Here is a 13,627-nt window from a genome sequence, read left to right as displayed (position 1 = left end):
AATTATATATTGGCAGTAGTTGACTGAATTAAAAATGCCATTGTAACAAGCTTTTTTAATTCTAATCAACCTTACCTGGTAGGCGGGCCCCAGCAAAGAGAATTTCATTAAGAAATTCTACAAGCTAAGCAAGTTGGGGTTTGGGGCCCCAGCAAAGAGAATTTCATTAAGAAATTCTACAAGCTAAGCAAGTTGGGGTTACAACGAAATAAATTTTGAAAAATATTATTACTGTCCCACTTCCTTGTATCTATGATGTATAACCTGATACTCGTGCATCAGTAATGCCTGTTATAGGAAAGTATTGTGAAAGATAAAATGCGATAATTAGTATGGCCACAACGCAAATAATAAATAAAATATCTTTATTAGAAAATGGTGCTTTATAATAATAGGTTCTAGGACCGTCCTTAAAACCCTTAGATTCCATCGCAACAGACAATTGATGTGCTCGACGAATATTTTGACTTAATATTGGTATCAATAAATGTTTTAATCGTTTTAGACCTCTATAATTTGAAGCATCAATCATTTGATAACGCATTTTCAATGACCGTCTTAATTGAATTAATGAAGTGAAAATGAGAGGCACCATTCTAATTGCAGCCATAAATGCATATGCAATTTTTGGTTTTACTTTTAAATGTTGCATCAAACTGTAAAAAATCATTACAATTTCGGATGTCAATGCTAATAAAATACCAAACATAGAGACTGTTATAGTTCTTAGTGATAAATGTAAACCACGTACGATGCTTTCAGTACTAATTTGAATGATACCCCATTTAAATAACATATGCGTACCATCACCATAAAGAATCATAAATAATGATGATAATAAGGCAAACAAGACAGAGGCTAAAATAAATGCACCGGTGATTTTAAATTGAGTCCCATTAAATGCCATTAAAAAAATAAACATAATTATTGTTATATAAATCATATAATCAAAATTGTGAACGAAAATAATGAAAATAAATAATGATACACCAAGTAAAAGTTTTGTAATGATATTAACGTCATCTACAAAGGAATAATGTTTCTTCCAACGTTCAAACATTTGATTCACCTTCCTTCTCGATGAGTTGGTTGTCTTCAGCTATTAAACGACGTGTTGGATAACGATGTATGATTTCAGGATCGTGAGTAACCATAATAATGGTTTGTCCATTAGAAACTCTTTCCTGGAATAGTTCAATTAATTGAAAAGTATTATGGCTATCCAGTCCAAATGTAGGTTCATCAAGTAAGATGATTTCTGCTCGTGAACTAAGTGCAGTGGCCACACTAAGTCGTCGTTTTTGTCCCATAGATAATTCAAAAGGATGTTGATTTTTAACAGCTTCTAAATGTAATAACTTTAATAGTTTCATCGTTTCTTTTTCAGCGATTGATGGTTCTTGATGATTATAATGAATATATATTTCTTCATAAACTGAATTTGTTATGAATTGTAATTCTGGGTTTTGATAAACTAAATACATATGTTGAGCTGCGTCTTTAATTTTCTTTAACGTAGTATTTTTATATGACATAACGCCTTCATATTTTATTAGTTGCATCATAGATTCTAATAATGTTGTTTTACCTGTACCATTTTTCCCTGTAATAGTAATCCATTCTCCAGAACGAACGATTAATTCGGGTACTTGGAACAAATGTTTTTTTCCTCGAATAATATTACCATTTTTATAGGCAAATAGCGTTTCATCTGTATTATGTGAAAATTTAGATGATTCTGGGGCATGGTCCCAAGCTTGTGGATGCCATACACCAAATTCTGTGAGTAAACTTTCGCAATTTTTCAACACATAATCTGGTGTTCCATCTGCTATGATTTGACCCTCATAATTCATTAAAATGACTCTATCCACGTGTTCCCAGATGTGTTCAACTTTATGTTCTACTATAAGTACAGTTTGATCAGACCATAGTTGAATAAGTCTTTGCCATAAATCAGCTGTAGCATCTACATCTAACATGGCAGTTGGTTCATCTAAGAATAATGTATTAGCTTCTTGTAAAATAGTTTCTACAATAGCGAGTTTTTGTTTCATGCCACCACTTAAATGATTGACAAAAGTATTATCAGTAACATTTAAATCAACAGAAGCAAGAGCTTCTTCAATGAGTGGATCCATTTGACTTCGTGGTACTTGTTTGTTTTCAAGAACAAATGCAAGTTCCTCATACACTTTAGGCATACAAAATTGAGTATCTGGATCTTGAAATATAACGCCGGAGTGTGGGTCAATTTCAAGCTCATCATATTTCATCGGTAATTCAATTAGATTTGGAACGATACCACTTAAAACATTAAGCAATGTGCTCTTACCAGATCCAGAAGGACCTAGTAAAAGCACTTTTTCTTTATCTTTAATTTCAATATTTAAATTATCGAAGATTTTACGTTCGCCGTTAGGATATTTTAGACGTAAATTTTTCGCTTTTAACACTTTAATTTCCCCTTATAGGTTGTCGTAGTCTTTTTGAGATGCAGGGCGGAATAATTTCGTTACGCCTGTTTGATCTAATGCTTTAACAATCAGATAAGATAATAAACCTGCGATTACTATACCACTAATAGAACGGAAGATAATGAATAAAAGAAGGTTCCATCCTGCTACTTCAGCTAAATAGCCATAATAATAATCAACTGGGAATGATATTAAAGCAGTTGCTAATCCTGCTAATACAGCAACCATTAATGATCTAGATTTATATTTGAAAATAGCAAAAATAATTTCACAAGCTAAACCTTGAAGAATAGCATATACAATTGTAGGAATATCAAATTTACCCATAACGATTGTTTCACCAGCGCCTGCAGCAAATTCTGCAATTAGTGCAATACCAGGCTTAGGAATTATTAAATACGCAACGATAGCTGCCATAAACCAAACGCCATAAGTTAATTGTTCAATGTGAACACCGGCAACTTGGGTCACATTATATGCAAACCACCATAAATTATAAATAATTGCAAATACTACTGCAATCAGAACAGTTACTAATATTTCTGAAAGCTTTAAACCTTTTGACATGTTATTTCCTCCTAAAAAAAACGCACAACCATCCGTAGAAAGTTGTGCGTGAATTTAAATAAAATGCTATGTGTATTTACCACAATTATTTATATTAGCAACACTTTCCTACGCTAGTTTTAACTAGTTCAGGTTCAAAGGGTTCGAGGTTAAACCTCATCTCAGTATACACACCCCTAGTGCGTTTTATATTTAATTTATTTTAAATGTATGACTTTTAAGTTTTAATGTCAAGATGATTTTGCTAAGTTACAAATAAAAAGGAGGGTTGGATTTGATTTTACTTTGAACACGCTGTTTCTTAATACATTTAGCATGTGAAATCTCTAGAATATTTAAACCTTGTAGTAAAAAACAAAAAACTGGGAAAAGCTCGAAAAGAGCGTTCTCTCAGTTTTAGTTAACTACTACTTTTTAGCAGTTTAGCAGTTAAATATTATATTGTTCTCAACTTCAGCGAATTGAGATTTCTTAATAATTAATCTAAAGTGTCTTGAACATCTTTTTTAGTTTGCTCAATATCATCTGATTTTTCTTCGTTTTGTTCTTTTAATTTTTCTTCAACTTCTTTTGCTTTTTTAGCATCTTCGTTTGTCATAATTAACACTCCTTGATAGATTAATGATTACAATATAAGTTTACCCATTTAAAAGTAGGATAAACTTATATAGGTCTCGAGATGTATTTTATTGTTTAATAAAGACAAGATGAACATCTTACTATATAATGAATTTTGAGGTGAACAGTATGTCTTTTCTTAAGAAACACACCGAGATAATTTTTAGTTATATTATCGGTATCGTTTCACTCTTCACGGGTCTCATAATATTAATAAACTTACCTTTAATCAATCAATTAAAAGATAAAGAAAAAGTTGAATTGAAAATTCATAATTTATGGGATTTTCTTAATGCATTCTTCAGTGAAATTATTAGAGTGATGAGTAGGTTCATAGGCAACTTTCCTATTATTAGTGCAGTCATAATTATTCTGTTTGGTATTCTTGTAATGCTTATTGGATACGCATTATTTAGAACTACGAAATATGATTACGACATCTCAATTTTCTTTTTAATTATTGGGATTTTATACTTCCTCATTTCAATTACTTTAATGACTCAAGTGTACAGTTTTTGGGCAATTATCTTTATTATTCCTTTTATAATTCACACAGGCTACATTGTATATAAAGATGAACTTAATGTTGCTAATAGAAAAAGCCATTATCTATGGATTATCTTTTCATACGGAATAAGTTATTTAATTACTCAAATTTCTCTATACGGTAAAATTGATGCAAATGAAATTGCACCAATAGATATTTTAAGTGTAAATACATTTTTCTTAGTTATGTGGTTATTAGCGCAAGCTTCAATATGGAATTTCCTGTTCTTAAGAAGAGCTTTACCATTAACTAAAGAAGAATTGGGTGAAGAAGAACCTGAATTATCAAGAACAAGTAAGGGAAATGTTTCGAATCAGTCTAAAGTTCATTTTAAACAACTTCAAGATAAAACATCAGAATATGCACGTAAGACGAGAAGAAGTGTCGATTTAGAAAAAATCAGATCAAAACGTGATAAATTTAAAAATAAATTCAAAAATGTATTTAATATTGAAGAAGATGATATACCAAATTGGATGAGACGTCCAAAATGGATTAAACCAGCATATGTAGAAATATTCTGTGGCTTCATTCTATTCTTATTTACATTTATCGAATTTAATAACAGAAACGCATTGTTTGTTTCTGGTGAATGGGAACTATCTCAAACGCAATATGTTGTTGAATGGGTAACATTGTTATTGTTAATGTTTGTAATCATTACATACATTGCAACTACATTTACACATTTCTTAAGAGGTAAATATTATTATTTACAATTATTTATGATTAGTATTCTATTCTTTAAATTGTTAACTGAATTCGTAAACATTATGATTCATGGATTATTATTATCGATTTTTATTACTCCAACTCTAATCTTAATGTTGATGGCGGTTATTATCGCATTTACGTTACAATTGAGAGAAAGACCTTAATTATTTCAATTTTTATTTAGGTGGAAGCGTGAAATCTATGATGACAAAATAGACTTCGCGATCCACCTTTTTTGTTTATGTTATTTTGTGTAATGACAAATTCATATTTGTTAAAATAATAACGAATAATATTTAGAAACTTTTATAAACTTTAAACTACAAAAGCATTCAAATTAGGAGCGTTAACAAATGAAAATAGCAACTTTAAATAGAGGTAAGGAATCAAAGTATTTAAATCAATATCCACTTGTGGATGAAGATGATATTTATAACAATGATCATTTAAAAGAAGGCGATTTATTTTATCTTATGAACGGTCAAGAACAGTACATTGCGACTGCATATGTAGGACGTCAACATAAAGGTTTAGGCTGGGTATTGAGTTATGATCAAAACGAAGCCATTAATACTTCTTTTTTCGAAAAACAATTTCAAATTGCATTACAAGAGCGTGATTATTACTATCATATTGAAGGAACCAATGCGTTTAGACTATTTAACGCTGAAGGCGATGGTGTTGGAGGTTTAACAATCGATAATTACGATGGTCACTTATTGATTCAATGGTATTCAAAGGGAATATATAAGTTTCGCTATAATGTCATTGAAGCCATTCAACAGGTATTTCCATTTAAGTCAATTTATGAAAAAATGCGTTTTAAAGACTCTGAATACACCGGTGGACATGTACTCGGTGAAACACCTGATTTTCCAATAGTTATAGAGGAGAATTTTACATTTTACAATGTAGACCTAGATGATGGTTTGATGACAGGTATATTCTTAGATCAAAAAGAAGTACGTAAGAAATTACGTGATCATTTTGCAAAAGAGAAAGATATACTAAATTTATTTAGTTATACAGGTGCGTTTTCTGTAGTAGCTGCTCAAAATGCTAAATCAACGACAAGTGTAGATTTAGCCAACCGTTCACGTAGTTTAACTGAAGAAAACTTTGGTTTAAATGGTATTGACCCTAAAAGTCAATATATATATGTTATGGATACATTTGATTTTTACAATTATGCTGCACGACATGGCAAAGTTTACGACACAATAGTTATTGACCCGCCAAGTTTTGCAAGAAATAAGAAGAAAACATTCTCAGTACAAAAGAATTATGATGATTTAATTAATGGTGCATTAAGTATACTTGCTCCAAAAGGCTCGTTATTATTATGTACAAATTCAAGTGCTTTCTCATTAAAAGCATTTAAAAATGTTATTAAAACAACACTTAACGAAGCGGGTGTAACTTACGAAATTGAGGCAGTTATGGGCTTACCTAAGGACTTTAAAACACATCCGCACTATAAACCCTCAAAATATTTAAAAGCTGTATTCATTAATATCAAGCATTAAATAATAAAAAGTGGGTATAAATGTTTAATGAATGAATTATGAAAGGTGTGTCTATTAATGGGCATTATGAATAGATTTTCAAGTGGAGTTACAAACAAAGTTGGTAATAAAGTTCTAAACATTGAAGAAATTAAAGAAAAAAGTATTTTACCAACAACGAAAGAAGAAATAGCTGAGCGCAGAGTTAAAGCAGAAACAATTGTTAAGAAAAAGTCACTTTTATCTTCAGGTATGAGTGTTGTACCAATTCCAGGATTAGATTTCGGTGTAGATATTAAATTAATGAGAGATATTATTGAAGATATTAATAAAATTTATGGTTTAGATCACAAACAAGTTAATACACTTGGCGATGATGTGAAAGAACGAATTCTTGCAGCAGCTGCTATACAAGGTAGTTCATTTATTGGTAGAAAAGTGTCTAGTGCAGTACTAAAAGTGATTATTAGAGATATGGCAAAACGTGCGGCAGCAAAACAAACTAAATGGTTCCCAGTTGTGGGACAAGTTGTCTCAGCATCAATAAGCTATTATTTCATGAATAAACTTGGACGTGAACATATCGAAAAATGTGAAAAAGTGCTTCATGATATTATTTAAATTGAAAATGTTGTAGTATAATTGAAGTGAGCTTAGTGATAAAGCTAAAATAATTATCATACAAATTTGTCTTAAAATATCATTTAAACCGAAGTTGTTATAGGGATTTTAATAAGTGTTTTGTGCATATTATAAGTAAGTAAAAAATATTGAAGATTAGAATCTAATTTATAGAATTTGAAACACTTGTTTATTTCTATAAAAACCGATTATAATAGTTTTTCAATCCTATTAGAATTGAATTTAGTATTATATTTTGGTAGTGTTATGGTATAAAATTATGTTAGATTATGACAAATTTGAATATTCTAACTTTGCGAAGGAGAAATAGATTATGGAACAAAAATCTTATGTAATTATCGATGAAACTGGTATTCATGCACGTCCTGCAACTATGTTAGTTCAAACTGCATCAAAATTTGATTCAGATATTCAATTAGAATATAACGGTAAAAAAGTTAACTTAAAATCAATCATGGGTGTTATGAGTTTAGGTGTAGGTAAAGATGCTGAAATCACTATCTATGCTGATGGAAGCGATGAAGCAGACGCAATTCAAGCTATCAGTGATGTCTTATCTAAAGAAGGTTTAACTGAATAATTATGTCAAAATTAATTAATGGTATTGCGGCATCAGACGGTGTCGCAATTGCTAAAGCTTATTTATTAGTAGAACCTGATTTATCATTCACTAATGAAAAAGTCACTGATACTGATGCTGAAATCCAAAAATTCAGAAATGCGTTAGAAGCTTCTAAAATTGAATTAACTAAAATCAGAAATAATGCTGAAAAACAATTAGGTCCTGATAAAGCCGCAATCTTTGATGCGCATTTATTAGTACTTGATGATCCAGAGTTGATTCAACCAATCGAAGACAAAATTGCGAACGAAAAAGTGAGTGCCCCAGAAGCGCTTGATGAAGTAACTTCACAATTTATTACAATCTTCGAATCTATGGATAATGAATACATGAGAGAGCGTGCAGCAGATATTAGAGACGTATCTAAACGTGTGCTAGCACATCTTTTAGGTGTTGAGTTACCAAACCCAAGTATGATTGATGAAAGTGTTGTTATCGTTGGTAATGACTTAACGCCTTCAGATACTGCACAATTAAATAAAGAATTTGTTCAAGGGTTCGTAACAAATATTGGTGGTCGTACGAGCCATTCAGCAATTATGAGTCGATCATTAGAAATTGCTGCAGTTGTTGGTACAAAATCAGTTACTAAAGAAGTTAAACAAGGCGATATGGTTATCGTTGACGGAATCACAGGTGACGTTATTGTTGACCCTACAGAAGATGAGTTAATTGCTTATCAAAACAAACGTGAACGTTTCTTTGAAGATAAAAAAGAATTACAAAAATTACGTGATGCTGAAACGGTAACAATCGACGGTGAACATGCTGAATTAGCTGCTAATATCGGTACACCTGATGATTTATACGGTGTAATGGAAAATGGTGCTGAAGGAATCGGTTTATATAGAACTGAATTCTTATATATGGGTAGAGATCAAATGCCAACTGAAGATGAGCAATTTGAAGCCTATAAAAAAGTGCTAGAAACAATGAAAGACAAACGAGTTGTAGTTCGTACATTAGATATTGGTGGCGATAAAGAGTTACCTTATTTAAATCTACCTAAAGAGATGAACCCATTCTTAGGTTACAGAGCAATTCGTCTATGCTTAGATCAACAAGATATCTTCAGAACACAATTACGTGCATTATTACGCGCGTCAGCTTACGGTAAATTAAACATTATGTTCCCAATGGTAGCTACAATCAATGAATTCCGTGATGCTAAAGCCATTCTTTTAGAAGAAAAAGAAAATCTTAAAAATGATGGTCATGACGTATCTGATGAAATTGAGTTAGGTATCATGGTTGAGATTCCATCTACAGCTGCTTTAGCTGATATCTTTGCTAAAGAAGTGGATTTCTTCAGTATTGGTACTAATGATTTAATTCAATATACTATGGCAGCTGACCGTATGTCAGAACGCGTTTCATACTTATACCAACCTTATAACCCAGCTATTTTACGCTTGGTTAAACAAGTCATTGAAGCTTCTCATAAAGAAGGTAAATGGACTGGTATGTGTGGTGAAATGGCTGGAGACGAAACAGCTATCCCATTATTATTAGGTTTAGGATTAGATGAATTCTCAATGAGTGCGACATCTATCTTAAAAGCTAGAAGACAAATTAATGGTTTAAGTAAAAATGAAATGTCTGAATTAGCAAATCGTGCAATTAATTGTGCTACTCAAGAAGAAGTAAAAGATTTAGTTAATAACATTTCTAAATAATGATGTATTCGAAACACCTTAACTTAAGTTGAGGTGTTTTTGTATTACAAAATAATAAACCTAACAACTAAATAGTTCCTTTTTAGTGTTAGGTTATTACTGTGATGACTTTATGATTTAATGTGACACTTAGTGTTGATTTTATCCAAATCAACTTGATACATTGGTTCACCATCTAAAAGTATAAAAGGTGTAGCAAATGCATCGTAATCAATCATCTCAGAACGGTATTCATTATTCGAGATATTTTTTTCAATGTAATCTACCTTGTGTTCTGTAAGATAATTTTTTACAAATGTACAAGGCGGGCAATCATTTTGTGTATAAATAACTAATTCCGTCAATTTAGTTCACTCCCAATTTGGTTGTTATCATGAAAATTACTATATAAAATTTTTAATCCAATTGCAAACTGTGAAAATTATGTGAATTACATATTAAAAATCTTTCTTAAATTTAAGCAAAAGGATTTAGTTAGAAATTAGAACATAATATAATTTAAATTAATTGCTTTTTAAAAATTAGATATAGAAAAGGTGATAAAATTATGGATTCCGTTGAAATTAGTCGTTTCCTAACAGGTATGACTCTAGCAGTACATATCATCTTTGCGACTGTCGGTGTTGGTATGCCTTTAATGTTCGCAATCGCAGAATTTTTAGGAATTAAAAACAAGAATCCTAAATATATAGCACTAGCTAAGCGTTGGTCGAAAGGTTATACCATTACTGTGGCTGTTGGTGTTGTAACTGGTACGATTATCGGTTTACAATTATCATTAATTTGGCCAACATTTATGAAAATGGGTGGGCACGTGATTGCTTTACCTTTATTTATGGAGACTTTTGCATTCTTCTTTGAAGCTATTTTCCTTAGTATTTATTTATACACATGGGATCGCTTTAAAAATAAATGGACACACTTCATTATTAGTATACCAGTCATCATTGGTGGTTCATTCTCCGCGTTCTTTATTACTTCTGTAAACTCATTTATGAATACACCTGCAGGTTTTGAAATGAAAAATGGCAAAATGGTTAATGTACAACCACTTGAAGCAATGTTCAATTCATCATTCCTAGTTAGGGCGTTTCATGTAGTAGCTACAGCAGGTATGACAATGGCGTTTATTCTTGCATCTATTGCAGCTTTTAAATTATTGAAAAATAAATACAACAAAGATGCAGAATATCATAAAAAGGCCTTAAAGATGACTATGATTGTTGGTTTCATATCAACATTATTGTCAATGTTAGCTGGAGACTTATCTGCTAAATTCTTACATCAAGTTCAACCAGAAAAACTTGCAGCTTACGAATGGCATTTTGATACACAATCTAAGGCTGATTTAGTATTTTTCGGAGTTCTAAATGAAAAGACTCAAGAAGTTGAAGGTGCAATCAAGATTCCAGGTATGCTTAGTTTCTTGGCAGACAACAATGTAAATACTAAAGTAGAGGGGCTTAATGACTTCTCTAAAAATGAATTACCTCCATTAATCGTTCATTATTTCTTTGACTTAATGGTAACTATGGGTGTGTTATGTTTTGTTATTTCAGGAGCCTTTATTTTAACTTTAATGATTAAAAAACTGCGTAAATACGTTACGCATAAAGGTATGCTATATGCAGTTCTTCTTACAGGACCAGCTGCAATGCTAGCAATCGAATTTGGATGGTTTTTAACTGAGGTAGGTCGTCAGCCATGGATTGTTAGAGGTTATATGCGAGTTAGTGAAGCTGCTACTCAGGCAGGAGGAATAACATTTGTAACAATTCTATTCGGACTACTTTATCTAGTATTACTTTTTACATCTGCATATGTTTTAATTCGCATGTTCAAAGACAAGCCTGCTCAAGATGATGTAGATAAAGTCATTGAAAAAGGAGGTCATGCTTAATGGATTACACAACTATAGGTATTACCGTACTTTGGACTTTCTTATTCTTATATATCATTGTTGCTTCAATTGACTTTGGTGCAGGTTTCTTTACCTTACACACAAAATTAACTGGGGAAGAGAGAAAGATAAATCACTTAGTAGAGCGTTACTTAAATCCTGTTTGGGAAGTTACTAATGTTTTCTTTGTTTTCTTCTTTGTCGGATTCGTAGGATTTTTCCCTGATTCAGCGTTATACTTTGGTACTGTGCTATTAGTTCCTGGTTCAATTGCGTTGATTTTAATTTCTATTAGAGGAAGCTTTTACGCGTTTGAACATTATGGTCAGGATACTAAATTACCATGGATTATCATGTATGGACTTACAGGTTTGTTAATACCAGCATCATTGGCAACGGTATTAACTATATCTGAAGGTGGCTATATTACTGAACGTGGTTCTCATTTTGATTTAGATTGGTTCCAATTATTACTGAGTCCATTTGCATGGTCAGTCGTCTTTCTAGCAATCATAAGTGTATTATATATTTCTTCTGGATTTTTAACATATTACGCTTCGAAAGCTAAAGACGAAGTAGCTTATAAATATATGCGACAATGGTTTATTTTCTGGGGACCTCCAATGATTATTATTTCTCTATTTGTTTTCTTATCTCTAAGAATTCAAAATGCAGATCATTTTAATAATGCAATTCAAAATTATTGGTGGATGTTCGCATTAAGTTTCATTTGTTTTGTAGTAGCCGGAATTTTAAACTTCATCAAGAAATATCATGGTCTAGCATTTATTATGGTTATATTACAAATGGCATTCGCTTTTTATGGATACGGAATAAGTAAATTACCTTACTTGTTATATCCATACATCAAAGTGAGTGATTCAGGTGTTAATGCTTCAATGGGCTTAGCACTAGTGATTGTATTTATTTTAGGTTTACTTTTATTAGTTCCATCGTTAATATTATTATTAAGATTATTTGTATTCGATAAAGAATATGTTGAAGGTAAAAAATAATTATAATAATAAAAGGGGGCTGAAATAATTAACATCTATGTACATTAACTTGGTTAATAGTGATCTACATGATGTCGATTGTTTCAGCTTTTTCCTTATTTTTTTATAGATAGGGGTAGCCATTAAATGGAGAAAGAATATGTTGTTATTGGGTTAGGTCGATTTGGTGGAAGTATTGTAAGAGAATTAAATGCATTAGATATGGATGTTATGGCAATTGATAGGGATGAGGCACGCGTCAATGAATATAGTGATATTGCAACGCATGCTGTAGTAGCTGATACTACTGATGAAGCAGTGATGAAAAGTTTAGGGATACGTAACTTTGATCATGTTATAGTAGCGATTGGTGAAAATATTCAATCTAGTACATTAACTACGCTAATCCTCAAAGAGTTAGGAGTTAAGAAAGTTACAGCTAAAGCTCAAAATGATTATCATGCTAAAATTTTAAATAAAATTGGTGCGGATACAGTTGTCCATCCTGAAAGAGATATGGGACGACGAATCGCTCATAATGTCGCAAGTGCTAGTGTTTTAGATTACCTTGAATTAGCAGATGAGCATTCACTAGTTGAATTAAAAGCAAGCGAAAAAATGACAGGCCAATCAATTATTGATTTGGATATTCGTGCGCAATTTGGAATTAATATAATAGCAATTAAACGAGGCAAGGAAATTGTTGTATCACCAGACCCGTCTATGAATATAGAATTTGGAGATATATTGATTATGATCGGACACGATAATGATTTAAATCGTTTTGAAAAGAAAATTGTAAGATAAATGTTGCATCACAACTATTTAATGACTACTAAATAAAAATCTATTGATTTCATATTTAGTAACATTGATATTTGTGATGTTTTTATAAACAGTTAGAAGAATTTAAAAATCAGCAACAATTTTTTGAGAATAAGATGATGGAGTGATGATTCTACTACATGAGATATGTATTAATAGCATTAGGAATAGTATTTACTGTAATCGCGTTTACAGGGGCAGTATTACCATTACTACCTACGACACCTTTTCTAATTTTAGCGGCGATTTGTTTTACTAATAGTTCTCGGAAATTCAAAATATGGCTTGAAAGCACTCAAATTTATAAAAATTATGTTGAAAATTTTAAAAAATACAAAGGGTATACTATGAAAGAAAAAATAAGAATACTTATAAGTTTATATATAGTAGTTGGTTTTTCTATTTTTATGATTTCAAACTTATATATTCGAATTGGATTAATGATAATGGTCGTGATTCAAACAATTGTATTATTTACATTTGTTAAAACGTTGCCAGCAAATTTTAATCAAGAAAAAGATTCGTAGGTGAAATTCCAT

General features: G+C 31.2%; 14 protein-coding genes and 1 riboswitch. Of the genes, 9 read left to right on the top strand and 5 right to left on the bottom strand.

Annotated features, from left to right (window positions below; all coding sequences use genetic code 11):
• Positions 1-250: 250 nt before the first annotated feature.
• The 4 genes from HMPREF3134_RS01455 to graF all read right to left on the bottom strand — a co-directional run bounded on the left by HMPREF3134_RS01455 (position 251) and on the right by graF (position 3,642).
• Positions 251-1,060: an energy-coupling factor transporter transmembrane component T family protein gene (locus tag HMPREF3134_RS01455; protein ID WP_070440293.1), complete on the bottom strand. Its 810-nt coding sequence runs from the start codon at positions 1,058-1,060 to the stop codon at positions 251-253.
• Positions 1,053-2,456, bottom strand: a complete 1,404-nt coding sequence (locus tag HMPREF3134_RS01450; protein ID WP_070440291.1) for an ABC transporter ATP-binding protein — start codon at positions 2,454-2,456, stop codon at positions 1,053-1,055. The genes HMPREF3134_RS01455 and HMPREF3134_RS01450 overlap by 8 nt, the downstream gene beginning before the upstream one ends.
• A 12-nt stretch (positions 2,457-2,468) precedes the next feature.
• Complete coding sequence (locus HMPREF3134_RS01445) at positions 2,469-3,044, bottom strand: ECF transporter S component (protein WP_070440289.1); 576 nt, start codon at positions 3,042-3,044, stop codon at positions 2,469-2,471.
• A gap of 88 nt (positions 3,045-3,132) precedes the next feature.
• Positions 3,133-3,232, bottom strand: a riboswitch (TPP riboswitch).
• Between the two features lie 290 nt (positions 3,233-3,522).
• Positions 3,523-3,642, bottom strand: a complete 120-nt coding sequence (gene graF / locus HMPREF3134_RS12275) for a glycopeptide resistance-associated protein GraF (RefSeq protein WP_107609884.1) — start codon at positions 3,640-3,642, stop codon at positions 3,523-3,525.
• A gap of 149 nt (positions 3,643-3,791) precedes the next feature.
• On the opposite strand from graF, the gene auxA reads away from it, so the two are divergent.
• From auxA to ptsP, 5 genes are all read left to right on the top strand, one after another.
• Positions 3,792-5,087 carry a lipoteichoic acid stability factor AuxA gene (gene auxA, locus HMPREF3134_RS01440; protein ID WP_053018986.1) on the top strand — a complete coding sequence of 432 codons (1,296 nt, stop codon included), beginning with the start codon at positions 3,792-3,794 and terminating at the stop codon, positions 5,085-5,087.
• Positions 5,088-5,276: 189 nt separating this feature from the next.
• The gene (locus HMPREF3134_RS01435; protein ID WP_070440287.1) at positions 5,277-6,449 is read left to right on the top strand and encodes a class I SAM-dependent rRNA methyltransferase; all 1,173 of its coding nucleotides are present in this window, start codon (positions 5,277-5,279) and stop codon (positions 6,447-6,449) included.
• A gap of 57 nt (positions 6,450-6,506) precedes the next feature.
• Positions 6,507-7,049, top strand: coding sequence for a DUF697 domain-containing protein (locus HMPREF3134_RS01430; RefSeq protein ID WP_070440285.1), 543 nt, complete (start codon positions 6,507-6,509; stop codon positions 7,047-7,049).
• Positions 7,050-7,383: 334 nt separating this feature from the next.
• Positions 7,384-7,650 (top strand): phosphocarrier protein HPr, encoded by a 267-nt coding sequence (locus tag HMPREF3134_RS01425; protein ID WP_011276148.1) that lies wholly within the window; start codon positions 7,384-7,386, stop codon positions 7,648-7,650.
• Positions 7,651-7,652: 2 nt separating this feature from the next.
• Positions 7,653-9,368, top strand: coding sequence for a phosphoenolpyruvate--protein phosphotransferase (gene ptsP, locus HMPREF3134_RS01420; protein WP_037535580.1), 1,716 nt, complete (start codon positions 7,653-7,655; stop codon positions 9,366-9,368).
• A 110-nt stretch (positions 9,369-9,478) separates the two neighbouring features.
• On the opposite strand, the gene HMPREF3134_RS01415 is transcribed toward ptsP, so the two are convergent.
• Positions 9,479-9,712, bottom strand: coding sequence for a glutaredoxin family protein (locus HMPREF3134_RS01415; protein ID WP_011276145.1), 234 nt, complete (start codon positions 9,710-9,712; stop codon positions 9,479-9,481).
• A gap of 203 nt (positions 9,713-9,915) precedes the next feature.
• On the opposite strand from HMPREF3134_RS01415, the gene HMPREF3134_RS01410 reads away from it, so the two are divergent.
• The 4 genes from HMPREF3134_RS01410 (at position 9,916) to HMPREF3134_RS01395 (ending at position 13,615) form a co-directional block, all read left to right on the top strand.
• Positions 9,916-11,268: a cytochrome ubiquinol oxidase subunit I gene (locus tag HMPREF3134_RS01410; protein WP_070440283.1), complete on the top strand. Its 1,353-nt coding sequence runs from the start codon at positions 9,916-9,918 to the stop codon at positions 11,266-11,268.
• Complete coding sequence (locus tag HMPREF3134_RS01405; protein WP_070440281.1) at positions 11,268-12,284, top strand: cytochrome d ubiquinol oxidase subunit II; 1,017 nt, start codon at positions 11,268-11,270, stop codon at positions 12,282-12,284. Before HMPREF3134_RS01410 ends, HMPREF3134_RS01405 begins: the two co-directional genes overlap by 1 nt.
• Before the next feature lie 126 nt (positions 12,285-12,410).
• Positions 12,411-13,070, top strand: a complete 660-nt coding sequence (locus tag HMPREF3134_RS01400; RefSeq protein ID WP_011276142.1) for a potassium channel family protein — start codon at positions 12,411-12,413, stop codon at positions 13,068-13,070.
• Between the two features lie 158 nt (positions 13,071-13,228).
• Positions 13,229-13,615, top strand: coding sequence for a YbaN family protein (locus HMPREF3134_RS01395; protein WP_037549350.1), 387 nt, complete (start codon positions 13,229-13,231; stop codon positions 13,613-13,615).
• The last annotated feature ends 12 nt before the right edge of the window (positions 13,616-13,627 follow it).

It is taken from the genome of Staphylococcus sp. HMSC14D10 (genome assembly GCF_001808125.1).
GTDB lineage: Bacteria > Bacillota > Bacilli > Staphylococcales > Staphylococcaceae > Staphylococcus > Staphylococcus haemolyticus.
This window is presented reverse-complemented; position numbering and strand designations above follow the sequence as displayed.